The sequence below is a fragment of the Mesorhizobium sp. M1078 genome, assembly GCF_040318615.1.
GTDB lineage: Bacteria > Pseudomonadota > Alphaproteobacteria > Rhizobiales > Rhizobiaceae > Mesorhizobium.
Window position 1 is genome coordinate 190607 of sequence record NZ_JAMYMP010000006.1, and the last position, 24537, is coordinate 215143.

Annotated in this window: 31 protein-coding genes; 17 read left to right on the forward strand and 14 right to left on the reverse strand. The window is 62.6% G+C overall.

The genetic code is table 11. The annotated features are described in order from the left end of the window. Window positions 1–27 precede the first annotated feature (27 nt). Genes NKH38_RS11415 through NKH38_RS11425 form a run of 3 tightly spaced genes read left to right on the forward strand, consistent with a single transcriptional unit; the run spans window position 28 to window position 2590 of the window. On the forward strand, window positions 28–492 hold the full coding sequence (locus NKH38_RS11415; RefSeq protein WP_023726917.1) for a hypothetical protein: 465 nt from the start codon (window positions 28–30) through the stop codon (window positions 490–492). Window positions 493–551: 59 nt separating this feature from the next. Then, on the forward strand, window positions 552–1853 hold the full coding sequence (purB, locus tag NKH38_RS11420) for an adenylosuccinate lyase (RefSeq protein WP_352760135.1): 1302 nt from the start codon (window positions 552–554) through the stop codon (window positions 1851–1853). An 8-nt stretch (window positions 1854–1861) separates the two neighbouring features. Then, on the forward strand, window positions 1862–2590 hold the full coding sequence (locus tag NKH38_RS11425; protein ID WP_352760138.1) for a metallophosphoesterase family protein: 729 nt from the start codon (window positions 1862–1864) through the stop codon (window positions 2588–2590). Window positions 2591–2605: 15 nt separating this feature from the next. Here NKH38_RS11425 and NKH38_RS11430 read toward each other — a convergent pair whose 3' ends face one another. Continuing rightward, window positions 2606–3421: a VOC family protein gene (locus NKH38_RS11430; protein WP_352760141.1), complete on the reverse strand. Its 816-nt coding sequence runs from the start codon at window positions 3419–3421 to the stop codon at window positions 2606–2608. 194 nt (window positions 3422–3615) lie between these two features. Here NKH38_RS11430 and NKH38_RS11435 point away from each other — a divergent pair, with 194 nt between their 5' ends. Further along, the gene (locus NKH38_RS11435; protein WP_023708637.1) at window positions 3616–4170 is read left to right on the forward strand and encodes an RBBP9/YdeN family alpha/beta hydrolase; all 555 of its coding nucleotides are present in this window, start codon (window positions 3616–3618) and stop codon (window positions 4168–4170) included. A 19-nt stretch (window positions 4171–4189) separates the two neighbouring features. On the opposite strand, the gene NKH38_RS11440 is transcribed toward NKH38_RS11435, so the two are convergent. Further along, window positions 4190–4963 carry an HpcH/HpaI aldolase family protein gene (locus tag NKH38_RS11440; RefSeq protein ID WP_023669090.1) on the reverse strand — a complete coding sequence of 258 codons (774 nt, stop codon included), beginning with the start codon at window positions 4961–4963 and terminating at the stop codon, window positions 4190–4192. 184 nt (window positions 4964–5147) lie between these two features. Then, the gene (locus NKH38_RS11445; protein WP_023669091.1) at window positions 5148–5468 is read right to left on the reverse strand and encodes a DUF1476 domain-containing protein; all 321 of its coding nucleotides are present in this window, start codon (window positions 5466–5468) and stop codon (window positions 5148–5150) included. Between the two features lie 275 nt (window positions 5469–5743). Here NKH38_RS11445 and purC point away from each other — a divergent pair, with 275 nt between their 5' ends. From purC to NKH38_RS11470, 5 genes are all read left to right on the forward strand, one after another. After that, window positions 5744–6538 (forward strand): phosphoribosylaminoimidazolesuccinocarboxamide synthase, encoded by a 795-nt coding sequence (gene purC / locus NKH38_RS11450; protein ID WP_013532127.1) that lies wholly within the window; start codon window positions 5744–5746, stop codon window positions 6536–6538. An 88-nt stretch (window positions 6539–6626) separates the two neighbouring features. Beyond that, window positions 6627–6869: a phosphoribosylformylglycinamidine synthase subunit PurS gene (purS, locus tag NKH38_RS11455; RefSeq protein WP_023669092.1), complete on the forward strand. Its 243-nt coding sequence runs from the start codon at window positions 6627–6629 to the stop codon at window positions 6867–6869. A 1-nt stretch (window position 6870) separates the two neighbouring features. Further along, entirely contained in the window at window positions 6871–7539 is a 669-nt protein-coding gene (gene purQ / locus NKH38_RS11460) for a phosphoribosylformylglycinamidine synthase subunit PurQ (protein WP_023711489.1), read from the forward strand. A gap of 41 nt (window positions 7540–7580) precedes the next feature. Next, window positions 7581–7991: a hypothetical protein gene (locus NKH38_RS11465; protein WP_023669094.1), complete on the forward strand. Its 411-nt coding sequence runs from the start codon at window positions 7581–7583 to the stop codon at window positions 7989–7991. Window positions 7992–7995: 4 nt separating this feature from the next. Further along, on the forward strand, window positions 7996–8640 hold the full coding sequence (locus NKH38_RS11470; protein ID WP_352760251.1) for a Pr6Pr family membrane protein: 645 nt from the start codon (window positions 7996–7998) through the stop codon (window positions 8638–8640). Window positions 8641–8655: 15 nt separating this feature from the next. Here the strand turns inward: NKH38_RS11470 and NKH38_RS11475 are convergent, their stop codons facing one another. Further along, a complete protein-coding gene (locus NKH38_RS11475; RefSeq protein ID WP_023706460.1) occupies window positions 8656–8895 on the reverse strand; it encodes a DUF1127 domain-containing protein in 240 nt (79 codons plus the stop codon). Window positions 8896–8988: 93 nt separating this feature from the next. Here NKH38_RS11475 and NKH38_RS11480 point away from each other — a divergent pair, with 93 nt between their 5' ends. After that, complete coding sequence (locus tag NKH38_RS11480; protein WP_352760148.1) at window positions 8989–10401, forward strand: aminotransferase-like domain-containing protein; 1413 nt, start codon at window positions 8989–8991, stop codon at window positions 10399–10401. Window positions 10402–10431: 30 nt separating this feature from the next. Here the strand turns inward: NKH38_RS11480 and NKH38_RS11485 are convergent, their stop codons facing one another. Next, window positions 10432–10596, reverse strand: coding sequence for a hypothetical protein (locus NKH38_RS11485; RefSeq protein ID WP_352760151.1), 165 nt, complete (start codon window positions 10594–10596; stop codon window positions 10432–10434). A 187-nt stretch (window positions 10597–10783) separates the two neighbouring features. Here NKH38_RS11485 and purL point away from each other — a divergent pair, with 187 nt between their 5' ends. The 3 genes from purL (at window position 10784) to NKH38_RS11500 (ending at window position 13869) form a co-directional block, all read left to right on the forward strand. After that, window positions 10784–13015: a phosphoribosylformylglycinamidine synthase subunit PurL gene (gene purL / locus NKH38_RS11490; RefSeq protein ID WP_352760153.1), complete on the forward strand. Its 2232-nt coding sequence runs from the start codon at window positions 10784–10786 to the stop codon at window positions 13013–13015. Beyond that, window positions 13012–13536, forward strand: a complete 525-nt coding sequence (locus NKH38_RS11495; RefSeq protein WP_023669100.1) for a hypothetical protein — start codon at window positions 13012–13014, stop codon at window positions 13534–13536. The genes purL and NKH38_RS11495 overlap by 4 nt, the downstream gene beginning before the upstream one ends. Window positions 13537–13635: 99 nt before the next feature. Continuing rightward, complete coding sequence (locus tag NKH38_RS11500) at window positions 13636–13869, forward strand: BolA/IbaG family iron-sulfur metabolism protein (RefSeq protein WP_352760156.1); 234 nt, start codon at window positions 13636–13638, stop codon at window positions 13867–13869. 12 nt (window positions 13870–13881) lie between these two features. Here NKH38_RS11500 and NKH38_RS11505 read toward each other — a convergent pair whose 3' ends face one another. Beyond that, entirely contained in the window at window positions 13882–14715 is an 834-nt protein-coding gene (locus NKH38_RS11505) for a phosphodiester glycosidase family protein (protein WP_352760159.1), read from the reverse strand. Window positions 14716–14875: 160 nt separating this feature from the next. Here NKH38_RS11505 and grxD point away from each other — a divergent pair, with 160 nt between their 5' ends. Next, a complete protein-coding gene (gene grxD / locus NKH38_RS11510; RefSeq protein ID WP_023669102.1) occupies window positions 14876–15211 on the forward strand; it encodes a Grx4 family monothiol glutaredoxin in 336 nt (111 codons plus the stop codon). Between the two features lie 112 nt (window positions 15212–15323). Further along, the gene (locus tag NKH38_RS11515) at window positions 15324–16592 is read left to right on the forward strand and encodes a multidrug effflux MFS transporter (RefSeq protein ID WP_023684881.1); all 1269 of its coding nucleotides are present in this window, start codon (window positions 15324–15326) and stop codon (window positions 16590–16592) included. A 57-nt stretch (window positions 16593–16649) separates the two neighbouring features. Here the strand turns inward: NKH38_RS11515 and NKH38_RS33325 are convergent, their stop codons facing one another. The 4 genes from NKH38_RS33325 to rpsD all read right to left on the reverse strand — a co-directional run bounded on the left by NKH38_RS33325 (window position 16650) and on the right by rpsD (window position 19576). Beyond that, entirely contained in the window at window positions 16650–17060 is a 411-nt protein-coding gene (locus NKH38_RS33325) for a UCP034077 family protein (protein ID WP_502896587.1), read from the reverse strand. A gap of 86 nt (window positions 17061–17146) precedes the next feature. Then, window positions 17147–17974 carry an inositol monophosphatase family protein gene (locus tag NKH38_RS11525; protein ID WP_352760167.1) on the reverse strand — a complete coding sequence of 276 codons (828 nt, stop codon included), beginning with the start codon at window positions 17972–17974 and terminating at the stop codon, window positions 17147–17149. Continuing rightward, complete coding sequence (gene ttcA, locus NKH38_RS11530; protein ID WP_352760170.1) at window positions 17964–18851, reverse strand: tRNA 2-thiocytidine(32) synthetase TtcA; 888 nt, start codon at window positions 18849–18851, stop codon at window positions 17964–17966. Before ttcA ends, NKH38_RS11525 begins: the two co-directional genes overlap by 11 nt. Window positions 18852–18958: 107 nt before the next feature. Further along, a complete protein-coding gene (gene rpsD, locus NKH38_RS11535; protein WP_023669107.1) occupies window positions 18959–19576 on the reverse strand; it encodes a 30S ribosomal protein S4 in 618 nt (205 codons plus the stop codon). A 386-nt stretch (window positions 19577–19962) separates the two neighbouring features. Here rpsD and NKH38_RS11540 point away from each other — a divergent pair, with 386 nt between their 5' ends. Next, window positions 19963–20163 (forward strand): hypothetical protein, encoded by a 201-nt coding sequence (locus NKH38_RS11540; RefSeq protein ID WP_023690200.1) that lies wholly within the window; start codon window positions 19963–19965, stop codon window positions 20161–20163. 83 nt (window positions 20164–20246) lie between these two features. Here the strand turns inward: NKH38_RS11540 and NKH38_RS11545 are convergent, their stop codons facing one another. After that, a complete protein-coding gene (locus NKH38_RS11545) occupies window positions 20247–20435 on the reverse strand; it encodes a DUF3008 family protein (protein WP_352760175.1) in 189 nt (62 codons plus the stop codon). A gap of 161 nt (window positions 20436–20596) precedes the next feature. Here NKH38_RS11545 and NKH38_RS11550 point away from each other — a divergent pair, with 161 nt between their 5' ends. Then, the gene (locus NKH38_RS11550) at window positions 20597–21979 is read left to right on the forward strand and encodes an RNB domain-containing ribonuclease (protein WP_023734528.1); all 1383 of its coding nucleotides are present in this window, start codon (window positions 20597–20599) and stop codon (window positions 21977–21979) included. Window positions 21980–22062: 83 nt separating this feature from the next. On the opposite strand, the gene murI is transcribed toward NKH38_RS11550, so the two are convergent. The 3 genes from murI to NKH38_RS11565 form a co-directional block, all read right to left on the reverse strand. After that, the gene (murI, locus tag NKH38_RS11555) at window positions 22063–22851 is read right to left on the reverse strand and encodes a glutamate racemase (RefSeq protein WP_023684874.1); all 789 of its coding nucleotides are present in this window, start codon (window positions 22849–22851) and stop codon (window positions 22063–22065) included. Between the two features lie 146 nt (window positions 22852–22997). Then, on the reverse strand, window positions 22998–23606 hold the full coding sequence (locus NKH38_RS11560) for a DUF805 domain-containing protein (protein ID WP_023731156.1): 609 nt from the start codon (window positions 23604–23606) through the stop codon (window positions 22998–23000). Between the two features lie 81 nt (window positions 23607–23687). Beyond that, window positions 23688–24536 carry an RNA methyltransferase gene (locus NKH38_RS11565; RefSeq protein ID WP_023694123.1) on the reverse strand — a complete coding sequence of 283 codons (849 nt, stop codon included), beginning with the start codon at window positions 24534–24536 and terminating at the stop codon, window positions 23688–23690. Between the last annotated feature and the right edge of the window lies 1 nt (window position 24537).

Here is a 24537-nt window from a genome sequence, read left to right on the forward strand (position 1 = left end):
CGCGCCGGAAATCACGTCAGCCGCGCCATACCATCGACGGGCGCGGCGCTTGTCGGCGCCTTGCTGTGGGCGATGGCCATGGGCGCCAGCGCGCTGACCGGTCTTTGGCTCGACAATTGGGAGACCCCGGAAAAGATCCGCTTCGTCGCCCTGCTGTTTGCGACCGGCGCGGCATTGGCCTTTCCCGTCGGGTTGTTCGCGGCGCGGCTGGTCTCGCTCGACCGGCACTGGGAAGTGGCGTTCGCCGCCGCCTTCGTCTGCCTGCTTGCGACGACGCTCGCCTTCACCGGCGGGTTGTTTGCGCTGCAATACCGCTCCTATTATGCCGAATGGCACGCGGAGGCCTTCACCGCCCGGTGGGCGTTCGAACTGGTCTTCACCTCGCTGACGGCGCTCTACCAGTTCGTGGTGCTGGGTATCAGGCTCTATTTTCCGCTCGGATTCATCGCGCTTGCCGCCGCCAGCGTGTGGTTTGCACGCCAGCAGCGTTGAGCATTCGGTCCGCCTCTGATAGGAGGCGCACTTAACCACCGACATATCAGGACTGACGGATGATCCCTCGCTATTCCCGGCCGGAAATGGTCGCCATCTGGTCGCCGGAAACCCGCTTCCGCATCTGGTTCGAGATCGAGGCCCATGCCTGCGATGCGCTGGCCGAGCTCGGCGTCATTCCCAGGGAAGCCGCCAAGACCATCTGGGAAAAAGGCGGCGCCGCCCAATTCGACGTCGGCAAGATCGACGAGATCGAGGCCGTCACCAAGCACGACGTCATCGCCTTCCTCACCCATCTCGCCGAATTCGTCGGGCCGGATGCGCGTTTCATCCACCAGGGCATGACCTCATCGGATGTTCTCGACACCTGCCTTGCGGTGCAGCTCGGCCGCGCCAGCGATATCCTGCTGGCCGACCTCGACGGCCTGCTCGCCGCGCTGAAGCGCCGGGCCTTCGAGCACAAGGACACCGTCACCATCGGCCGCAGCCACGGCATTCATGCCGAGCCGACCACGTTCGGCGTCAAGCTGGCGCAGGCCTATGCCGAGTTCTCACGCTGCCGCGAGCGGCTGGTGCACGCGCGAGAGGATATTGCCACCTGCGCCATATCGGGCGCGATCGGCACCTTCGCCAACATCGATCCCTATGTCGAAGAACATGTGGCGAAAAAGCTTGGGCTGAAGCCGGAGCCGGTGTCGACGCAGGTCATCCCTCGCGACCGCCATGCCATGTTCTTTGCCACGCTCGGCGTCATCGCCTCGTCGGTCGAGCGGCTGGCGACCGAGATCCGCCATCTGCAGCGCACCGAGGTGCTGGAAGCGGAAGAGTATTTTTCGCCGGGCCAGAAGGGCTCGTCGGCAATGCCGCACAAGCGCAACCCGGTGCTGACCGAAAACCTCACCGGCCTTGCCCGCATGGTGCGCTCCATGGCCTTGCCGGCGATGGAGAATGTCGCGCTCTGGCACGAGCGCGACATTTCGCATTCCTCGGTCGAGCGCATGATCGGCCCGGACGCCACGATAACACTCGATTTCGCGCTGTCGCGGTTGACCGGCGTCATCGACAAATTGCTGGTCTATCCCGACAACATGCTGAAGAACATGAACAAGTTCCGTGGCCTTGTGCATTCGCAGCGCGTGTTGCTGGCGCTGACCCAAGCCGGCGTCAGTCGCGAGGACGCCTACCGCCTGGTGCAGCGCAACGCCATGAAGGTGTGGGAACAAGGCGCTGATTTTCTTGAAGAACTGTTGGCCGACAAGGAAGTCACCGCAGCGCTGCCCGAAGCCGAGATCCGCGAGAAATTCGACCTGGGCTATCACACCAAGCATGTCGACACGATCTTCAAGCGGGTTTTCGGATAGGTTTTTCGATGCGGCTGGCCGTCCTTTCCGACATCCATGGGAATCTGCGCGCGCTTGAGGCGGTTCATGCGCAGATCAAAGACGCTTCTCCCGACCTCATCGTCAATCTGGGCGATTGTCTCTCCGGGCCGCTATGGCCTGATGAAACCGCGCAATATCTGATGGCGCAGAATTGGCCGACCGTGCGCGGCAATCACGACCGTGTGCTGATCGAGCCGCCTGCTTCCGGGTTGGAAGACGTCGATGCTTTCACCCACCAACGCCTGTCCCAGGCGTCATTGACCTGGCTCTCGGCATTGCCGGTCACCCTGTCGCCTGCCCCGGACATCCTGCTTTGCCACGGCAGCCCGAGTGACGACAACGTGTTCCTGCTCGAGGAAGATGGAGGCAGCCACTTCCACCCGTCCAATGAAAAGCAGATCAGGCACAAGCTGGGCAGCGCCGGCGCCGGGCTGACCTTGTGCGGCCATACACATACGCCGCGCCTTGTGCGCTTGTCGGACAACCGGACAATCCTCAATCCCGGCAGCGTCGGCGTCCAGGCATTCCCCGGCCTGACCGTGACCGGCAGTCCGCATGCCCGCTACGCCATCGCGACGCGCAAGGACGGACAATGGTCGTTCAGCCATCACGTGGTCAATTATGACTGGACTGAAGCATCCGGCCGTTCCACAGCGACCGGATTCGACAGCTGGGCGCATGGGCTGCTGACGGGCTACGCCGCCAATTCCTTGTAAGAACCGAGCGGGCGCTCAGCCGGCGGCGCCCGGCACGGTGCGGATCACCGTGCCCCACGGATCTTCCCGCGTGGTTTCAGCGGTTGTCCTGTCCGAGCGCATCTCGACCCAGGCCAGCCCTGAGCGGGACGGATCGCGGCGCCCGGCGCCGGCGCTGTGCCACGAATTGCCACCGATATGATGGTGGTAGCCTCCCGACGACAGGAACACCGCCTGCCCTCCATACTTAGCGACCGTGTCGAAGCCAAATTCGTCGTGCCACCAGGCCTCGGCATCTTCCGGCCGGCCGACGCGCAGATGGACATGGCCGATAATGCTGTTTTGCGGCGCGCCCTGCCAGCCGGCGTCACCGGCCGGCACGCTGCCAACCACGGCGGCCAGATTCAGCCGCTCGGTCGCCATGGCGATCTTGTCGCCGTTCCACTTCCACTCCTGCGGCAGACGGTCCCTATAGATTTCAATGCCGTTGCCTTCGGGGTCGGTCAGGTACAAAGCCTCGCTGACCAGATGGTCGGAGGCGCCCTCGATGCGGATCTTGTTGGCGGCGGCATGGTTTATCCAACGGCCGAGATCGGCGCGGCTGGGCAGAAGGAAAGCGGTGTGGAAAAGGCCGGCGCTGCGCGGATCGTCGGGCTTGGCCGCTGCGTCAGGCTCGATGACCAGCAGCGGGCGCTCGGCAGCGCCCAGCGTGATGGCGCCATCGGCGCGGCTCAATTCCTGCAGGCCGACAACAGCCCGGTAGTAATCGGCAAGTCCTTCGGCGTCGCGCGCCTTCAGGCCCACGCGTGACACGCTGACGGGGGTCGTCGCGGCAAAAGGCAGTTCGCTCATAAAACTCTCCGTTCAGCGCATTATCCCAGGCCGCGCCACCAGTCTATTCTGTTGTCCATCTCTTCCTGCCTCAAATCGTCGATCCTGATCGTTCACACAAGATGGAAAGAACCGAACAGGTTGTTCACAATTGTGATGCACCGCATGCGTCAGCGCGGGTTGCACGAGACACGGCCGCTCGCTATCTCAGCGCCATGAAAGTCAAAGACGCAGATATTCTGATCGTGCCGGGCTACACCAATTCCGGCCCTGAACACTGGCAGACACGCTGGCAGTCGAAACTGTCGACAGCGCGTCGGGTCGAACAGGCGGAGTGGTCGAAGCCGGTGCGCGAGGACTGGACGGCGAGCGTGGCGAACGCTGTCAACGAGGCCGAGCGTCCGGTGGTGATCGTTGCCCATTCGCTCGGTGTGGCGGCTGCGGTGCAGGCCATTCCGCAGTTCAGGAAGCCGGTCGCCGGCGCGTTTTTTGTCGCACCGCCCGACGTCGCCAACCCGGAGATAAGGCCGCGTCACCTGATGACCTTTGGCCCCTATGCGCGCGAACCGCTGCCCTTCCCGTCCATCGTCATCGCCAGCCGCAACGATCCGTTCTGCGCCTTCGAGGTTGCCGAGGACATTGCCGCTGCCTGGGGTTCGCTGTTCATCGATGCCGGCGAAACCGGTCACCTCAATGAGGATGCCGGCTTCGGCCCGTGGCCGGAAGGGTCGATGACCTTCGCCAAGTTCCTGACCGACCTCAAGGCCTGACCGGGCAAGGCACCACGCCTCAGCCCTTTATCGAATCGTTCATGCTTTTGATGAGTATCTTTGCGCCGAGCGAAATCAGCGCATGGTCCGAGCCCATCGCCAGCAGCCGGTAGCCCATCGCCACGACGCGGCCGGCAATCGCCGGCTCAACGACGTAGATCGCCGCATGCTTGCCCGCCTTGCGCGTCCGCTCGGCGATGGAGGCGACGGTTTCCATCATGCTTTCCAGCGTCGAATTGACGGTGGCGCCATTCGACCAGGCGATGGAGAAATCCGATGGGCCGAGAAAGATGCCGTCAATGCCCGGCGTGTCGAGGATGCCGTCCAGCGCATCGAGTGCGGCGCGCGTTTCGACCATGGCAAAGGCCATCGTGCGTTGATTGGTGTCGCGCAGCCATTCGGCGTGGTCGCCTTTGCCATGGCGCGGAAAAGCATAGGTCGGGCCCCAGGAGCGCTCGCCCATCGGCGGATATTTCATTGCCGCGGCAAAGAGTTTTGCATCGGCCACCGAATTCACCATCGGTGCAATCACCGCCTCGGCACCGAAATCGAGGGCGCGGCTGGCCATGTCGAAGCGGCCGACCGGAATGCGCACCAGCGCCGGCTTGTTGGCGGCGAGCACCGGTACGAGGCCGCGCAAGACCGAGTCTTCGTGGTGTCCGCCATGCTGCATGTCGAGCGTGACGGCATCAAAACCCTGCTTGGCGATGATTTCGACCGTCAAAGCGTCCGGAACGCCGGACCAGGCGGTGAACAGCGTTTCATCCGCCGCCAGGCGTGACTTCAGGGACATGGGTGCTTTCCTCGTTGGGTAGAGCCTTGTAACAGGCCTACGCACAGTTTCAGCCGGAAAAGGCTGAAAGGGCAAAGAAAAACCGCCCGGCTGAGCCGTGCGGTCGATTGGTCCAGTCATTCCAGGTTTGTCGCAGGTTCTGTCACAAACGCAGAACGCTTTTGCGGAACCTGTTTCGGTCCGATCAGGTGTTCTTGATCTGCTCGATCGCCTGCGCCATCAGTTCGTCCATGGTGCGGCGGATCTGGTGATCCGACTGGTCGACGCCGGCGGCGTCGAAATCCTTGCGGATCTTGCGGAATACGTCGTGATCGCCGGCTTCCTCGATGTCGGAAACCACAACTTCCTTTGCATAGGCGTCGGCGTCAGTGCCGGATTTGCCCAGCTTTTCGGCGGCCCATAGACCGAGCGCCTTGTTGCGGCGTGCGGAAGCCTTGAAGCGAAGTTCTTCGTCGAAGGCGAATTTGCGCTCAAAACCCTCTTCGCGGTCTTTCATGCTGCTCATGGCTTCCCTCCGATGAAATCGATTCGCGTTGGTGATGGATATGTGTGCTGCCGCAGCACAAACCAAAAGGGCGCGGGCCGGTCAATATGCTACATCGCTTGCTGCGCTGCGGCATTTCATTCCTGAAAGCGGTCGATGGAAAGGATTTGCCGATTGAGCAAACGCTGTGATTGGGATAGACCCGGCATTGAACCCCACCCGTCGCCGCACCAATTTAGGCAGACGGACAGGAACTGGTCGCTTGCCGCCTGCCCGCAAATCCAGAGAAAAATCAGATGAAAAATCGCCGCCGCATTTATGAAGGCAAGGCCAAGATCCTCTATGAGGGACCGGAACCGGGCACACTTATCCAGTTCTTCAAGGATGATGCGACCGCATTCAACAAGAAGAAGCATGAGGTCATCGACGGCAAGGGTGTGCTCAACAACCGCATTTCCGAGTACATCTTCAACCATCTGAACCGCATGGGCATTCCGACCCACTTCATCCGCCGGCTCAACATGCGCGAGCAGTTGATCAAGGAAGTCGAGATCATTCCGCTCGAAGTGGTGGTGCGCAATGTCGCCGCCGGCTCGCTGTCCAAGCGCCTCGGCATCGAGGAAGGCACCGTTCTGCCGCGCTCGATCATCGAATTCTATTACAAGGCCGATGCGCTCGACGATCCGATGGTGTCGGAAGAGCACATCACCGCTTTCGGCTGGGCAAGCCCGCAGGAGATCGACGACGTCATGGCGCTGGCCATCCGCGTCAACGACTTCCTCTCCGGCCTGTTCATGGGTGTCGGCATCCAACTCGTCGATTTCAAGATCGAATGCGGCCGCCTGTTCGAGGGCGACATGATGCGCATCGTCGTTGCCGACGAGATCTCGCCGGATTCGTGCCGGCTGTGGGACGTGGCAACGCAGGACAAGCTCGACAAGGACCGTTTCCGCCGCGATATGGGCGGCCTCGTCGAAGCCTATCAGGAAGTTGCCCGCCGCCTCGGCATCATGAACGAGAACGAGCCGCCGCGCCCGACCGGCCCGGTGCTCGTCGCCTCGACCGATGGCCTCAAAGGCAAGCCGCACTAAGTCTTCATTTCTTGACGCGATTCCGGACGAAAAACCGCTTCAGACTTTTCCTGGAATTGCTAAGTCTTCGAACAGGAACCTGTCCAGCATGATCAAGGCCCGCATCACCGTCACCCTCAAGAACGGCGTGCTCGACCCGCAGGGAAAAGCCATAGAGCACGCTCTGTCCGGACTGGGGTTCGGCGGCGTCGGCCAGGTGCGGCAGGGCAAGGTCTTCGACCTCGAGCTCTCAGAGACCGACAAGGCCAAGGCCGAAGCCGATCTGAAAGCCATGTGCGACAAGCTGCTGGCGAACACAGTGATCGAGAATTACGCGGTGGAGATCGCTTGATATGAAATCAGCTGTCGTTCTTCTCCCCGGCCTCAACCGCGACCGCGACATGATTGCGGCGCTGACCAAGATTTCCGGGCAGGCGCCGGCGACCGTCTGGCAGACCGACACCGAAATCCCTGATGTGGACCTGATCGCCATTCCCGGCGGCTTCTCGTTCGGCGACTATCTGCGTTGCGGCGCCATTGCCGCGCGCATGCCGGTCATGCGGGCGGTGGCGGAAAAGGCGGCCAAGGGCGTCATGGTCATCGGCGTCTGCAACGGGTTCCAGATTCTGGTGGAAGCCGGCCTTTTGCCTGGCGCGCTGATGCGCAATGCCTCGCTGAAATTCGTCTGCCGAGAGGTGAAGCTCGAAATCGCCAACGCCAACACCATGTTCACCCGCCGCTATCAGCCGGGCCAAATCATCCGCACGCCGGTTGCGCATCATGACGGCAATTATTTCGCCGATGCCGACACGCTTGCGCGCCTCGAAGGCGAAGGACAGGTGGTGTTTCGCTATGCCGAGGGCAGCAATCCCAATGGCTCGATGAACGACATTGCCGGTATCGTCAGCGAGAAGGGCAATGTGCTCGGCCTGATGCCGCATCCCGAAAACCTGATCGAGGCAGCGCATGGCGGCAGCGACGGCCGGGCGCTGTTCGAAGGCGCACTCGGCATCGCCGCCTGATATCTCTTCGAATTCCTTTCAAAACACGGGGGCGGTTGACCATGAGACTGACGATTGTTCGCCTAGGTCCCCTGGCTGCTGCCGGCTTGGCGTTGGCGTCCTGCCAGTCCAGCCCGAAGAGCGCGCCGGTCCCCACGGGCAAGAGCGCTTCGCTGCTGGCCATGGAACAGGTAGCGATATCGGCCCACAAATGCTGGATCGCCAGCAAGGATCCCGCCTTCAAATCCTATCAGATGGCCAATGAGCTGAATTCGTTCAGCGGCACGCCCCGCTTCCTGCTGGTGCCGGCCAAGCATTATGGCGGCAAGCCGCTGCTGGTCGTCCAGGCGCAAGGCAATTCCAGCCGCGTCGACGTGTTCGGTCCGCTGATGGACGATCCGCTCGGCGCGCGCATCGGATCCGACATTGCGCGCTGGCAAACGGGTAACCCCTCCTGCAACGCGGCCGCCTGACGCCATGGGCCGCTTCCTGCAGTTTGCGGGATTGATCATCGGTCTGGCCGGGCTTGTCCTGCAAGCGTGCATCACCATCCCGGCATCGATGGAAGCCGGCCGCAGTTTTCTCGGCTCCATCGTCTTTCTGTTCAGCTTCTTCACCATCCTGACCAACATCGGTGCAGTGCTGGTCCATGTCTCGCTGCTGTCGCCTTCGGGCTACGCCTGGCTGCCGGCCTTTGCCGGGCCGCGGATGCGGGCGGGCGTGGCGGCTTCCATCGCCCTGGTCTTCATCGTCTACGCGACAGTTCTGGCGCAGCTCTGGCAGCCGCAGGGGCTGTTCCTGCTCTGTGACGTGCTGCTGCACTATGTGACGCCGGTGCTGTTCGTGCTGTGGTGGCTTGTTGCAGGCGCTGACGGCAGGACACGCTGGAGCGACATTTCGTGGTGGATGGCCTATCCGATCGCCTATCTCGCCTATGCGCTGGCGCGCGCACCGATCGCAGGCGAAGTGCCCTACCCGTTCCTCGACGTTGCGAAAAACGGCGCGGCCAACGTCGCCCTTGCGGCGCTGGCCGTCACCGGTGTTTTCCTGGTGCTGTGCATCCTCGCCGTGCTTGCCGATAGGGGCGTCTCACGCCTCAGGGCTCCGCGCACCCGTCGTTGACGAACCGGCTCCGGGTCAGTCCCAGAGCCGTCGGATCCCTTCACGGTAGGCGTCGCCACGCGAAACACCGATATCCCTGAGCTGCTCGTCGGTCATTTCCAGCAAGGCCAGGCGGCCGCGACGGCGCTCGATCAACGCTTCGATCCATCGCGCCAGCGATCTGACCACATGCACGATCCGGCCGACAAAGCCTCGCCGGCTGGACGGCCCGACCAATTCAATGCCCGCGCAGCGGATTGTCTCGATTGTATCCATTGTTTGTCTGCCAACCCTGCAAATTGTACCCATCTTGGTACGGTTCTGATATGCATTGACACCCGATCTGGTGCAATATACAGAATTGTCACCATGACAAATTGGCTCCCTGACCTCACCATCGGTTCCGGCCCGCTTTACCAGCGCCTTGCCGACAGCATCGAGTCGGACATCGACAAGGGCGTTATCGATGCCGGGGCAAAATTGCCGCCGCAGCGCGATCTCGCCTATGACATCGGCACGACGGTCGGCACGATCGGCCGGGCCTATCAGCTGCTGCGCGAACGCGGGCTGGTGAGCGGCGAAGTCGGACGCGGGACCTATGTGCTGGCGCAGCAATCGGAAGCGGCGTCACCCGAATTCGCCGAGCCGGCCGTGCAAGGCACGCGCTATGTCGATGCACCGCCCGGCAAGCTGCGTTTCGACAGCACTGCCGCGCCCGACATCGGCCAGGGCGCCATTGTCGCTGACATGCTCTCGCGCACGGTGCAGGATCACCCGCACGAGATTTCGAGCTACACCAGGGATTTTCCGGAGCGCTGGTTCGAGGCCGGCGCCCGCTGGCTGTCGCGCAATTCGTTCCGTCCGGCGGCCGACACCATCGTTCCCACGCTTGGCACACATGCCGCGGTGATGGCGGCGATCGCGGCACTGACCACACCGGGCGACTATGTCGCCTTCGAGCACCTCACCTATTCGCAGATCGCCCGCAGCGCCGGGCTGATCGGGCGGCGCATTGCACTTGTCGCATCGGACGAGGAAGGTCTCGATCCCGAGGATTTCGAACGCGTCTGCGCGCAAAAGCACCCGAAGATGATCTTCCTGATGCCGACGGTGCAGAACCCGACGCTGGCGATCCTGTCGGTTTCGCGCCGCGAGGCGATCGCTTGCGTCGCGCGCGCGTACAATGTCATCGTCATCGAGGACGATCTCTATGGCGGCCTGACCGAAGATCCGACGCCGCTCATCGCCGAATATGCACCCGAGCGCACCATTGTCGCCGGCGGTCTGTCGAAATCGGTCGCGGCAGGTGTTCGCGGCGGCTGGCTCTCCTGCCCGCCCGCCTATCGCCATCGCATCCGCGTCGCCCACAAGATGATGACCGGCGGGATGCCGTTCCTGCTGGCGGAGGTGAATGCGCGGCTGGTGCTGTCTGGGCAGGCTGGCGATATCCGCAAACGCAGCATTGCCGAAATTGCCGCCCGCATCGCCATCGTGCGCGAGACACTGGCGGGTTTCGCCTTCAAGTCACACGGCAGCGTGCCCTTCGTCTGGCTGACGCTGCCCGATCCCTGGCTGTCCGGCACGTTCAGGAGCGCATGCCTCGAAAATGGCGTGCTCCTCGACGACGAGGACGAGTTCAAGGCGGGGCGTTCCGAGCAGGTTTTTCACGGCGTGCGTTTCGGCGTCTCGCAACCAAGGCGGCGCGAGGACATCACCGGCGGCGTCGCGGTGATCCGGCGGCTGCTGGAGGAAGGCCGCGCCGGCTACGACAGTTCGTCCTGACTGGGTCCTCCTGTATCCCGATCTTCGGGTTCAGCCCTCTGCCTTGAAGTTTTTGGCTTCCTTTGCACCCTTGTCCTTGCCGTGCTTCGCGGCCAGGTCCTTGGCCTGCTTGGGCGAAACGTCGGTGGTCTCGGCAATATGCATGGCCTCCTTTTCGGAGAGGCGATTGTCTTTCTTGCCTTGCTTGGTGGCCATGTCGAAATCTCCTGATTGGTTTGAGGCCTAACGGCCGGGATGCCATAGCGTTCCCCAACGGCGCCCCGCTACCATCGTCGCCTTGTGTTTTCCGGCGTTTTTCGTCATCCGATGGGGTGTATCACGCCAAAGCTTGCGATATGAGGGGACTCAAATTCCCCTCTCCCATGGACACCAATCGCCGCCCATGACCATTTCCAATTCCGTGCCGATCACCCCGGAACTCATAGCCGCGCATGGGCTGAAGCCCGACGAATACCAGCGCATCCTCGATCTGGTCGGGCGCGAACCGAGCTTTACCGAACTCGGCATCTTCTCGGCGATGTGGAATGAGCACTGCTCCTACAAATCCTCGAAGAAATGGCTGCGCACGCTGCCGACCACCGGGCCGCAGGTCATCCAGGGTCCGGGCGAGAACGCCGGCGTGGTCGATATCCGCGACGGCGACTGCGTCGTCTTCAAGATGGAGAGCCACAACCATCCCTCCTACATCGAGCCCTACCAGGGTGCGGCGACCGGCGTCGGCGGCATATTGCGCGACGTCTTCACCATGGGCGCGCGGCCGATTGCGGCGATGAACGCTCTGCGCTTCGGCGCACCCGACCATCCCAAGACCAGGCACCTTGTCAGCGGCGTGGTTTCCGGCGTCGGCGGCTACGGCAATGCGTTCGGCGTGCCGACGGTCGGCGGCGAGGTCAATTTCGACGCCCGCTACAATGGCAACATCCTGGTCAACGCCTTTGCCGCGGGCCTCGCCAAGACCGATGCGATCTTCCTGTCGGAAGCCAAGGGCGTCGGCCTGCCGGTCGTCTATCTCGGCGCCAAGACCGGGCGCGACGGCGTCGGCGGCGCCACGATGGCCTCGGCCGAGTTCGACGACAAGATCGACGAGAAGCGCCCGACCGTGCAGGTCGGCGATCCCTTCACCGAAAAATGCCTGCTCGAAGCCTGTCTTGAGCTGATGGCGTCTGGCGCCGTTATCGCCATCCAGGACATGGGGGCGGCCGGCCTCACCTGTTCGGCGGTCGAGATGGGCGCCAAGGGCGACCTCGGCATCGAGCTTCACCTCGACCAGGTGCCGGTGCGCGAAGAGCGCATGAGCGCCTATGAGATGATGCTGTCGGAGAGTCAGGAGCGCATGCTGATGGTGCTGCGCCCCGAGAAGGAAAAGGAAGCCGAGGCGATCTTCCACAAATGGGGCCTCGACTTCGCTATCGTCGGCAAGACCACCGACGATCTGCGTTTCCGCGTCATCCATCAGGGCGACGAGGTCGCCAATCTGCCGATCAAGGACCTTGGCGACAAGGCGCCGGAATATGACCGCCCCTGGGTCGAGCCGAAGAAGCCGGCGGCGCTCGCAGCCGGCGATGCGCCGAAGGCCGACGTTGCCGATGCGCTGTTGAAACTGCTCGGCGGGCCGAACCTGTCGTCGCGGCGATGGGTATGGGAGCAATACGACACGCTGATCCAGGGCAATTCGCTGCAGCTTCCGGGCGGCGACGCCGGCGTGGTGCGCGTCGAAGGCCATCCGACCAAGGCGCTCGCCTTCTCCTCCGACGTAACGCCGCGCTATTGCGAGGCCGACCCGTATGAAGGCGGCAAGCAGGCGGTGGCCGAATGCTGGCGCAACCTCACCGCCACCGGCGCGCTGCCGCTGGCGGCCACCGACAACCTCAATTTCGGCAATCCGGAACGGCCTGAGATCATGGGCCAACTGGTCGGCGCGGTGAAAGGCATTGGCGATGCCTGCCGGGCGCTCGGCTTCCCAATCGTGTCGGGCAATGTCTCGCTCTACAACGAAACCAATGGCCAAGGCATCCTGCCGACGCCGACCATCGGCGGCGTCGGGCTGATTGCCGACTGGTCGAAGATGACCCGTATCGGCTTTGCCGCCGAGGGCCAGATGATCCTGCTGGTCGGCGCGCCCCCAAGCTGGGGCAGCCATCTCGGCCAGTCCGCCTATTTCAGGGACATTCACGGTCGGACCGACGGGCCGCCGCCACCCGTCGACCTCGCGCACGAAAAGCGCGTCGGCGACCATGTGCGCGCGCTGATCGCGTCGGGCGTCGTGACCGCGGCGCATGACCTTTCAGATGGCGGCCTTGCGGTGGCCCTGGCCGAAATGGCGATGGCGTCCGGCATCGGCGCCACCATTCCGGGGCTCGCCGGCACCGACCCGATCCCGGTCTGGTTCGGCGAAGACCAGGGCCGCTACCTGCTGACGCTGTCCGTCGATCCGCAGAGCAAGGAATGGGACGCCATCCGCGAGGAACAGAGCAAGCTCGGCATCTTTGCGCCATGGATCGGCTCGACCGGTGGAAACGAACTGAAGCTCGGCGATGCCAGGGCGATCCCGGTCAGCGAATTGACCGCCGCCCACGAAGGCTGGTTCCCGAACTTCATGGACAAGTCCATTTGACCAGCCTGGCAGCCCGGACGCTGATCGCAGTCGTCTTCTGGCCGTCGCTGTTCTTCTTCTGGTTCCTCGGGCCGTTCGTCTTTTTCCTGCTGTCGACGACCTCGAGCGAGGTCTGTCCGCTGCTGGAAAGGCGTGACCAGTTCATTGAGGCGGCCAATGGCACACTGCAGATGCTGGCCTTGCAAAGTCTGATCTATGCGATCCCCATCGTCTGCCTGGTGCTGTGGAGCCGCCTTTTGCCGAACCCGGCGCGCGCAAGGCATGTCGCCACCTGCATCAAGCTCTTTGCCATTGCGGTCATTACCGGCGCGCTGTGGGAATACGGGTCATCGCTGATCTGCGACGGCTATGGCCAACCATTCTTTTCGCCCTTGTGGCAGATGACCAGCTATCTCCCGATTATCAACCTGGCGCTCAACATCCCGCTCTATGTCCTGGTGTTCAGCCTTGGCCGGGGGTTCTCGACCCGCGACGACATTACCGAAGATGGTGTGGTTCACCCGCGGCAGGATGGCCCTTAGACACTGCGTCGCCGACAGAACGGCTTCAACCCGGACCAGAAAGGCTTTAGGCTGCCGTGCGAGTCACTCGTGCCTAGCCGCCCAGAACAGGATTTTGCCATGGCAATGAATGCCCACGACATCGAAAAACTGATCAAGGACGGCATTCCGGACGCCAAGGTGACGATCCGCGACCTCGCCGGTGACGGCGATCACTATGCAGCCGAAGTGGTGGCCGAAAGCTTCCGCGGAAAGAGCCGCGTCCAGCAGCACCAGATGGTCTATGATGCGCTGAAGGGCAATATGGGCGGCGTGCTGCACGCGCTGGCCCTGCAGACCAGCGTGCCGGACTGAAGCCAGACTGGCCTACTGTTTCTGCGGCTGCTTCGCCGACACTGACGTGATCGGCTTCGCCGACACTGAGATGATCGGGCCCGCCGGGTATTTTCCGCCGACGATCATTCTTTTCCCATCCGACAGCGCGGAAACCGCGCCGTCGAGGAACAGCGCGTTGCGGCATTGTAGCGCGTCGCGAAACAGCCGCGCAAAGCTGCCGAAACTGACCTCAGACCGCGAGATCGCCAGCAAAACGGTGTTTTCATCGCGCACGCCGACGCCGTTGCGGATGTAGCGCGAGGTTCCGTTCGGCTCGAAGAGTGGGTGAATCTTGCCATCGATCACCAGCATCGGGCCGGACTGCGTGGCGAAGGCAACATCGCGTTTGGTGACCGCATAGGCGTTGCTTTCCATGACAGCCGCCTTGCCGTCATTGCCCACCAGAAAGACGCCGTTCGGTTTCAGGAAGAAATTGCCTTCGCCGTCGGCAAGATTGAGCCGTGACTTTTCGCTGCCGTCCTCGACCAGCAGGCCGACCGGCGACAAATCCTCGTGATACATGCCGCCATTCATGGCGAGCAGCACCGGCCTCCCCTCGCCCGCAACCGCCTTGTCGAAGGCTTCGAGCGAACCAAAAGGCTTGCCATCGGCGCCGGCGTGGAAAACACCGATGCTGTCGGCGCGAAGATCGATCTCGCAAACGACATAGGTCACCGCCTCGAAGGCGACATTCCGGCAAGGCGCGGGCAGGTCACCGCCAACGACCAGCGGCGGCGGCTCCGGGCGTCTCGGCCACCAGACAACGGCAATCGCCGCCAGCAGGATGGCGATCGGAAGGGCGGCGCCATATCGTCTTTTCATCATGTTCCGAAGGCTGCAATCGGGTCGGATGCTTGGCCCAAGACAGGCGATCCTTTGCGCCATTTCCGCGACGGCGGCGCAAACATCTTGTTTCGGCCCATCTATGGGTTTATTTGATGGCTATGCTTCGAGCCTGACTCCCACAGGCGTGAAAGGATATCTCATGAGCGGCATCAACGACTACATCGACAGCGAAGTGAAGGGCAACGACGTCGTCCTTTTCATGAAGGGCACGCCCGGTTTTCCGCAGTGCGGCTTTTCCGGCCAGGTCGTCCAGATCCTCGATTACATCGGAGCCGACTATAAGGGCGTCGACGTGCTGACCTCGGCCGAACTGCGCCAAGGCATCAAGGAATATTCGAACTGGCCGACGATCCCGCAGCTTTACGTCAAGGGCGAATTCGTCGGCGGCTGCGACATCATCCGCGAAATGTTCCAGGCGGGCGAGCTGCAGACGTTGCTCGTCGACAAGGGCGTCAGCGTCAAAGCGACAGCCTGATTCTGAGTTGAGACGGGGCAGCCCCGCCCCGGCAAAATGTTACCTCCCCCTATCGGAGTGAGGACGAAGTTATGCCGGCATGCCGGCGCATATTCGTTTTGAAGATCGGACCGTGGACCAGCCAGCAAAAGCGCCGCAACAGGCACGCAAATTGCCTATTCCGCGCTGGGAATTCATCGCGCTGTGCGCGGCACTGATGGCGTTGAACTCGCTGGCCATCGACATCATGCTGCCGGCACTGCAGCAAATCGGCGCCACGCTTGGCGTTGAGAATGAAAACCACCGCCAGTATGTGATCACCGCCTATATATTGGGCTTCGGTGGCGGACAGCTTTTCTTCGGACCGATCTCGGACCGGTTCGGGCGCCGCGCGCCGCTCGTTGCCGGGCTGGCGATTTATGTCGTGGCGGCGGCAGCTGCCGCCATCGCCCCGTCATTCGCCGTCCTACTGCTGTGCCGGCTGGTGCAAGGCATCGGTGCGGCGGCGACCCGCGTCATCGCCGTCTCGATCGTGCGCGACACGTTCGACGGTCGGCGCATGGCCGAGGTGATGTCTCTGATCTTCATGGTGTTCATGGCCATCCCGGTGATCGCGCCTGGGATCGGCCAGTTCATCATGCTGTTCGCAACATGGCACTGGATCTTCGTCACCATGGCCGTCGGAGCGCTGATCGTGTCGGCGTGGTCGCTGCTGCGGCTGCCGGAGACGCTGCATCCGGAGTACCGCCGGCCGCTGACAGTCTCATCCGTCGTCGGTGGTTTCCGCATCGTGCTCACCAACCGCATGGCGCTTTGCTACGCCTTTGCCAGCACCTTCATTTTCGCCGCCATGTTCGGCTTCATCGCCTCCGCACAGCAGATCTATGTCGACATTTTTCATGTCGGCGAATTGTTTCCTGTCATCTTCGCGGGTGTCGCCGGCGTTCTCGCTTTTTCGAACTACCTCAACTCGCGCCTGGTCGGCCGCATCGGCATGCGCCGCCTGTCGCAGAGCGCACTGCTGTTGTTCCTAGTGATCAGCCTTGCCTGGCTCACCGTTTCGCTTCAAATGAAGATGCCACTCTGGCTGTTCATCACCTTCTTCGCCAGCGCGATGCTCCCGTTCGGCGCGCTCGGCGCCAATTTCAACGCGCTCGCGATGGAGCCGCTCGGCCAACTGGCGGGCACCGCGTCGTCCATCCTGGGCTTCATGCAGACTTTTCTCGGCGGCATCCTCGGCACGCTGATCGGCCAGGCCTTCAACGGCACGGTGACGCCGCTTGCCGCCGGCTTCTGCAGCGTCTCGGTCGCGGCCCTCCTGATGATCCTGATCGCCGAGCGCGGCAAGATGTTCCAGCCGCACAACCCACCCATTTCAGGGCACGTCACCGACCTGCATTGAGCGACGCGCCTTGAGATTGTTGGTCTCAAAACCGCATCCACCTTTATGCGACGCGTTTCAGGATGCGCCGCCAATCACTGCCGTGAAACGAGGGAACAGCGGGCGCCCTGCGATGGCGCCACCCATGCTGTCCGACAGCGGCATCGGCAGAGCCCTGTCGAGCGCTTCGAGCACGGATGACACAAAGACCCGGTTGAGCGAGGCATCATCTCCCATATGGGAGAAAGTGGCGCGCGGTTTGCCCATCAGCGTGCCGTTTTTGCGAATTGAGAAACTCAGCGTCAGGGTCATGCCAGCACTTCCAGGCGGCGGCTGCCAACAGGCAAAGATCGCGGAAGACATCTCGTCTATGGTATCGACGGGATCGCGACTGCCGCACGCGCGTTCCTGCGATCTTGCCTCAGTGGCGCCAGCGGCGGCCAAGGCAAGTGCAAGCGCCGTTGCAACAATTGCGGACCGATGTTTCATTTCGCAGCTTCCGACTTCGCGAGAGATTGGACACTATAACAGAGCCAATATACTTGACGAAAGCCTCTACCAGCAGTGGGGACCGATTATTGCGCCCAGAGTTCCCTGCGCAACTCCTGCCAGCTTTCCTTGTCCGGGGCGACAAGAATGCCGCCGTCGCTATGCGAGGGCAGATAGGCGCTGCCGTCGATCCGCGCGGTGTAGCCGCCGGCCTCGGCGTGGATCAGCACACCGACCAGATGGTCCCACGGCATCAGTTTGTTGTAGACGACGAAATGGGCATGGCCGCTGGCCAGAAGACGATATTCATGTGCCGCGCAGCGATAGCCGAACTGCGACAGGGTCTTGGTCTGGTTGCGCGCCAGGAGCGAGCGTTGCGGTTCCGCCAGATATTGCCAGGAGACGGAGCCGGTCATCTGCGAGATCGGCACGGCATCGGCGACATGCACCGTCTCCAGCGCGCCATGCGCATGGCGGATATGGCTGCCGGCGCCCTTGGCGCCGATTAGCCAGTCCCGGCCTACGGGGTCATGGATGATACCGGCGACGGTTTCGCCCTTGACGACGACGCTCAGCATGACGCCGAAGAGCGGCACGCCGGAGGCGAAGTTGAAGGTGCCGTCGACCGGGTCGACGACGAAGGCGAGGCCGGCATCCCCGAGCCCCTCGAGCAGGGCCGGATTGTCGGAACAGGCTTCCTCGCCGACGATCATCGCCGTGGGATAGCGCTCGCGCAGCCTGGCCGTGATCAGCCGCTCGGCGTTGATGTCGGCCTCGGTCACCAGGTCGGCAGCCGAGGTCTTCTGTCTGATGTCGCCCTCGCCCAGCCGGCGAAAGCGTGGCATGATTTCGGCCCTGGCTGCATCGGCGAGAAGCTCGGCCAGCCAGTCGATCGCTTGGTCGTCAAATATCATCGGAAATGTCTTGTCCTGTGCTGAGGCTGCCATTGAGGGCGGCAAAGTCGAACAGCTTTCTGTCGAGCAGATGCGAGGGCCTGGTGTTGGACAGCGCGCGCAGCATCGTATCCTTGCGGCCCGGCATGCGCTTTTCCATATCGTCCAGCATCGCCTTCATGGCGTTGCGCTGCAGGCCTTCCTGGCTGCCGCAGAGATCGCAGGGAATGATCGGGAATTTCATCGCGGCGGCGAATTTCTCCAGATCGACCTCGGCGCAGTAGCTCAGCGGCCGCAGCACCATGACGTCGCCGTCGTCATTGAGCAGCTTTGGCGGCATGGCGGCAAGGCGGCCGCCATGGAATAGATTCATGAAGAAGGTTTCGAGAATGTCCTCGCGGTGGTGGCCGAGGACCAGCGCCGAACAGCCCTCCTCGCGCGCGATGCGATAGAGATGGCCGCGCCGCAGCCGCGAGCACAGCGAGCAATAGGTGCTGCCCTGAGGCAGCTTGTCGGTGACCACCGAATAGGTGTCCTGATACTCGATGCGATGGGGAATGCGAAGCGCATCGAGGTAATCGGGCAAAATGTGCTTCGGAAAATTCGGCTGGCCCTGGTCGAGATTGCAGGCCAGCAGCTCGACCGGCAGCAGCCCGCGCCATTTGAGATCGAGCAGCACGGCCAGCAGGCCGTAGGAATCCTTGCCGCCGGACAAAGCGACAAGCCAACGGTCGCCGGGCCTCGTCATGGCGAAATCCTCGACCGCCTGGCGGGTCAACCGCAACAGCCGCTTACGCAGTTTGTTGAACTCGACGGAAGACGGCACGTCGGCAAACAGCGGATGGAAGCCGCCTTCAGCAATCGGTTCAACTGTTTCGATGTCTGCCAGCATGTTCATGGCTTGTCGCTTTCCATAGCCGAGAGTGCCGGATTAGCGGACATGGCCGACAAAGAAAAGGCCGCCTCGACGGGCGGCCCTTTCCGGTATCGCAGAAAAGCGATCGCTTAGCGCGAATAGAATTCGACGACCAGGTTCGGCTCCATCTGCACGGCGAACGGTACGTCGGCCAGGCCGGGGATGCGCGAGAAGGTCGCGACCATCTTGTTGTGATCGACTTCGATATAGTCCGGCACGTCGCGCTCGGCGAGGCCGACCGCTTCCAGCACGATGACCAACTGCTTCGACTTTTCGCGCACTTCGACGACGTCGCCCGGCTTGCAACGGTACGAGCCGATGTTGACGCGCTTGCCGTTGACGTTGACGTGGCCGTGGTTGACGAACTGGCGAGCCGCGAAAATGGTCGGCACGAACTTGGAGCGGTAGACGACCGCGTCGAGACGCGACTCGAGCAGGCCGATCAGGTTCTCGGAGGTGTCGCCCTTGCGGCGATCAGCCTCTTCATAGACTTTGCGGAACTGCTTTTCGGAGACATCACCATAGTGACCCTTCAGCTTCTGCTTGGCGCGCAGCTGCAGGCCGAAATCGGAAAGCTTGCCCTTGCGGCGCTGGCCGTGCTGGCCGGGGCCGTATTCACGCTTGTTGACCGGGGACTTCGGGCGGCCCCAGATGTTTTCGCCGAGACGGCGGTCGATCTTGTACTTCGCGGATTCGCGCTTGCTCATCGCATTCCCTTTCAAAACAAACCACCCGGAACCTCATGGTCCGGGTGAAGGAAACGCGCCCTCCTCTGGCCTCCGTTTTCGAGGCCTGACAGGGTTTTCCCACGCAACGCGGCGGAAAACCCACGGGACACGTCAGTCTAGACAAAACCCAGGAAACGATAAACCTGCTTTCCCGGGCTTGCCATGCAAAAGAAACAACCGGGCATTGCGGCCCGGTGTTGGTGCGCTCGATAAACGGAGATTTGAGCAGAGTCAAGCGCGTCGCTGGCGCTGGGCCCGGCAACCATATCACGTCTTTGGCGTTGAGTGCCGTGCCGGATGCGGCGGGAGGTTGTTGCGCCGACGGCATTTAGGAAGGGACTGGAGCCAAAGGAGCCCGAAGTCGCATGAAGAAGTTTTTCCTCTCGTTGGTCGGTGCAGCCGTCCTGGCCGGGACGATGTCGATCGCCGTGCCCGAGCCAGCGATGGCCAAGCATTGGCAGGGCCACAAGCATCGTCAGACCTGCCATGTCGTGGTGAAGAAGAAGGTCATCTGGCGGCATGGCCACAAGAAGGTCATCCGCTACAAGGTGAAGCGCTGCTGGTGACGTCAGGAGTTTCGGGCTTGGCCTGAATCGAAGAAGCCCGTGGTTTCGGCCACGGGCTTTGTTTATCAACTCGGTTCAAGATTTCAGTCTGCCGATTTCTTCTCCGGCAGGCCTTTGCGCTTGGTCTCTGCGAATTCCTCGAGCTGTTTTTCGCTCATCGAATTGTACATCGACTTCGACGCGCCTTGAGGCTCGCTCTTCCTGGTCTCGCCGCGCTTGGCCGACAGGGCTGCGCCAGCGGCCTTTTGCTGTGCTTTTGAGGTTGCAGGCATATCGGCTCCTCCTTTGCTGCCAAGGGAAGAAACGTTGCGCTCCGGCTACGGTTCCAGCGCTGGCGGTCAACTTCCGTTCCGCGCTCATGCCAGCCCATGGTCGGCCGGCACTGCCGGCAAACCACCTTCCCGTGCCCGCAACGCCGGTGTAGGACGGCGCCATGAAATCGTTGAACGATCCCTCGCAGGCACTCGCTACCGGCCTCGCGAAAATCCGCACCGAGTTCCATGTGCCGGAGGGATTTCCCCCTGATGTAATGGCCATGGCACAGACGGCGGCCAGGCGCGTGCCCGACCAGCATGCCGACCGCACGGCGATGCCCTTCGTGACGCTCGACCCCGCGGCTTCCACCGATCTTGACCAAGCGTTTTCGATCGAAGCGAGCGGTAGCGACCTTCTGTTGCACTATGCCATTGCCGACGTAGCCTGGTTCGTCGCAGACGGCGACGCGGTGGATCGCGAAGCCTGGGCGCGGGGCGAAACCCTGTATTTGCCGGACGGGAAGGCCGGGCTCTATCCCCGGGTCATTGCCGAGGGCGCCGCGAGCTTGCTGCCCGGCGGTCCGCGTCCGGCTGTCATCTTCACGGTCCGGATCGCCGACGACGGAGCGGTAAGGCTGGATGGCGCGGAGCGGGCAATCATTCAAAGCCGCGCCAAGCTCGCCTATGACAGCGTGCAGGCCGCCGACGTCCCAGTCGGCTTCGCCGAAATCGCGCGGCGCATGGCGGCGGCCGAAGATCGTCGCGGCGCTTCGCGCGTCGACCCGCCCGAGCAGGAGGTGGAACAGCTTGCCGATGGCACATTCCAGCTTGCGTTCAGACCGCTGCTGCAATCCGAGCAAGACAACGCAGCACTTTCGCTGGCCGCCAACATGGCGATTGCCGACGCCATGCTGGCACACCGGACCGGGTTGTTCCGGGTGATGGCGCCGCCCGATGCTTCCAAAGTACAAAGACTGCGCAGCGCGGCACGGGCCTTAGGCCTGTCCTGGCCTCCTTCGACCAGCCTGTCCGACTATCAGCGAACCCTCGATCCGACCAACATGCAACAGGCAGCGCTGATGCTGGAAATCCGCCGCGCCGGCTCCGGTGCGTCCTACCAACCCTATGAAGAAGGCGTTGTCCCCTGGCACGAGGCGATGGCCGCGACCTATGCCCACGCCACCGCACCCCTGAGGCGGCTGGCCGATCGCTATGTCGTGCGCTGCGTGCTGGCCATCGTCAACGGCCAGCCGGTGCCGCAAGCCGTTACCGAGGCGTTTTCCAGACTGCCAAAGGTGATGGGCCGCGCAGGCGCCCGCGCCTCGCAGATCAACCACGCGGCCATCGACCTTGCCGAGGCGGTGATGCTGAGGGGGCGCGTGGGTGAAACATTCAAGGCCGTCGTCACCGACGTCGGTGATCAGCGTGCGCGCGTTCAGCTCTCGGACATGCCTGTCGTTGCGAATGTGAAGGCCTCAGGGTTCAGGCAGGGCGATGGCCTGACGCTAAGGCTTGTTTCGGCCGATCCGGATCGGCGCGTCATTGTCTTCGAACCTGTCTAAAGCGCGTCGGCGACGCGCTTTGGTTTTTTTGTTTTTTGCATGTCGTTGTCCCAAAACCGCTGCGCACTTTTGGGCGACATGCATTAGCGCGCGCTCAATCCAAAACCCTGCATCAGCCGGCTGATGGCGAAATCCGCCTTTCCCGAGGTAAAGACGGCGATGTCGGGCTCGCTTTGCGGCAATGGCCCGTCGACAGCCGGAAGCAGCGACAGAGCACGCCGCGCAATCGCCTCGGCCGGGTCGATCCAGTCGACCGGCCAGGGCGCGGTCTTGCGCATGCGATTGGCCAGGAACGGATAGTGCGTGCAGGCGAGCACGACGATGTCCGTGCGCAAATCGTCATGCTGGACGAAACACGGTGCGATCTCGGCACGCACGGCCTCCTCGTCGACAAAGCCCTCGCGCATGTAGGCCTCGGCCAGTCCGGCCAGATTGTTGCTGCCGACCAGCCGGACATGGCATTTCTGCGCCCATTTGCCGATCAGGTCGCGCGTGTACTGGCGCTTCACCGTGCCCGGCGTCGCCAGCACCGAGACCAGCCCGGACCGGGTGCGCTCGGCAGCCGGCTTGATTGCCGGCACCGTGCCGACAAAGGGATGGCCAGGGAATTTTTCCCGCAACGCATCGATCACCAGCGTCGAAGCGGTATTGCAGGCGACGACCGAAATTTCCGGATCAAAACGGTCGAGCAGCTTGGCGAAGAGCTCGACTATATGGGCCTGCAGCGCCGGCTCTTCCCAGGCGCCGTAGGGAAAGGCCTTGTCATCGGCGACGTAGACGAAGCGCCGGTCGGGCATCAGCACGCGCGCTTCGCGCAGCACGGTCAATCCGCCAACGCCGGAATCGAACATCAGTATCGGACGGTGGCTCATTGATATCGGACCATGAAAGAGGCTGGATCAGAAGGCTTGGCGGTCATTGGCCAATGCCGTTCTATCTGCAACCATCATGGCCTTGAAGTGGCGAATGTTAGCAACTTCCACGCAAAGCCGGCGAAGACGACCTTGCCTCGGCTGCTCTAGAGCCCGCGCTTGCCGAAGCCGGCGGGCCGCGGACGGCCCAGAGGCTGGGCGGACGGCACCGAGCGCGTGGCCGGTGTGGCGTTGCGCATAGAAGACTGTGCCGCGCTGCTGGCCATCCGGCTGGATGCCGCAGGCATGGGCGTATCGCCATCGAAATCGAAAACCGATGTCAGTTCGTCGATATTGATGCCCGCCACCGGCTTAGCCACCAGAATCGTGCACCAAAGGCCAAAGATCGACAGCGCAAGCAGGTTCAAACCGCTGGACGTGCTTTCCGGATTGTTGAAATCGATGACCAGCAGCGTGCCTGCCTGCAGAAAGGCGTAGATGGCGCAGAACACGATGTAGGACCACAGGATCCAGGCTTTGCCGTTGGCGTCGCGGCTGCGTCGCCAGGCGATGTTGGCACGCATGACCACAGCCAGGAGGGAAACGATCAGAACCGCGCCTGCCATCCCTTGCCGCGATGGACCGGGCGCCGAGTTGACCAGCCCCTCAAAGCCGATCGTGCCAACGATGCACAGCACGGCAAGAACGGCCTCGAGCAGGGCTACGCCGAGGGAATAGAAGAAGAAGCGCATACGGCCGATTTTGGACGTGAACATCTGCCACCCCACCGTTTTGACAACAATGGATGATAAGCAAATAAAATTCGGTTACTTCAGCCGTTCGAAGCTTAGCGATTTCTAATCTTCTTTATCTGCCTGGGGTTTTCGCGCAGCGGCCGGCAAACGCCTTGGATCGTCTCCCGGCGAGCCGTCACCGCGCGGCATGGCCGGCGAAAACCGGTCGAGCGACGAGATGATGCCGCGCAGCACTTTCAGTTCCGGCTCGGCGAAACCGGCGCGCGTCAAGACGGCGCGCAGATTGTCGACCATCTTGGGTTTCTTGGGCGCCGGGCGGAAATAACCGCGCGCTTCGAGCGCGCCTTCGAGATAGGCAAACAGGCCGTGCAACTCTTCCTTGCTCGCCGGCTTCATTTCAGGACTGGAGAAATTGGTCGCCGTCTCGTCCTCCAGGCCGGATTTCATCCATTCATAGGACATCAACAGCACGGCCTGGGCGATGTTGAGCGACGAAAAGCCGGGATCGACCGGGAAGGTGACGATCTCGTCGGCCAGCCCGACCTCGTCATTGTAGAGCCCAAAACGCTCGCGGCCGAACAAGATGCCGGTGCGCAGGCCGGCCATCTGACGCGCCCTCAGCGCCCTGCCCGCCTCGACCGGACCACGCACGGGTTTGAAGCCGTCGCGCTCCCGCGCCGTGGTGGCGAAGACGAAGTTGAGGTCGGCGACGGCGGACGCCAGATCGCCGAACACTGTTACGGCATCGATGACATGGTCGGCGCGGCTGGCGGCGGCGCGCGCCTTCTCGCTCGGCCAGCCGTCACGCGGGTTGACCAGTCTCAGTTCGGCAAGGCCGAAATTGGCCATGGCGCGCGCAACCATGCCGATATTCTCGCCGAGCTGCGGCTCGACCAGGATGATCGCCGGCCCGGCGGCGGATGCGTTTTCAGGATGATCGACGGCGGACATG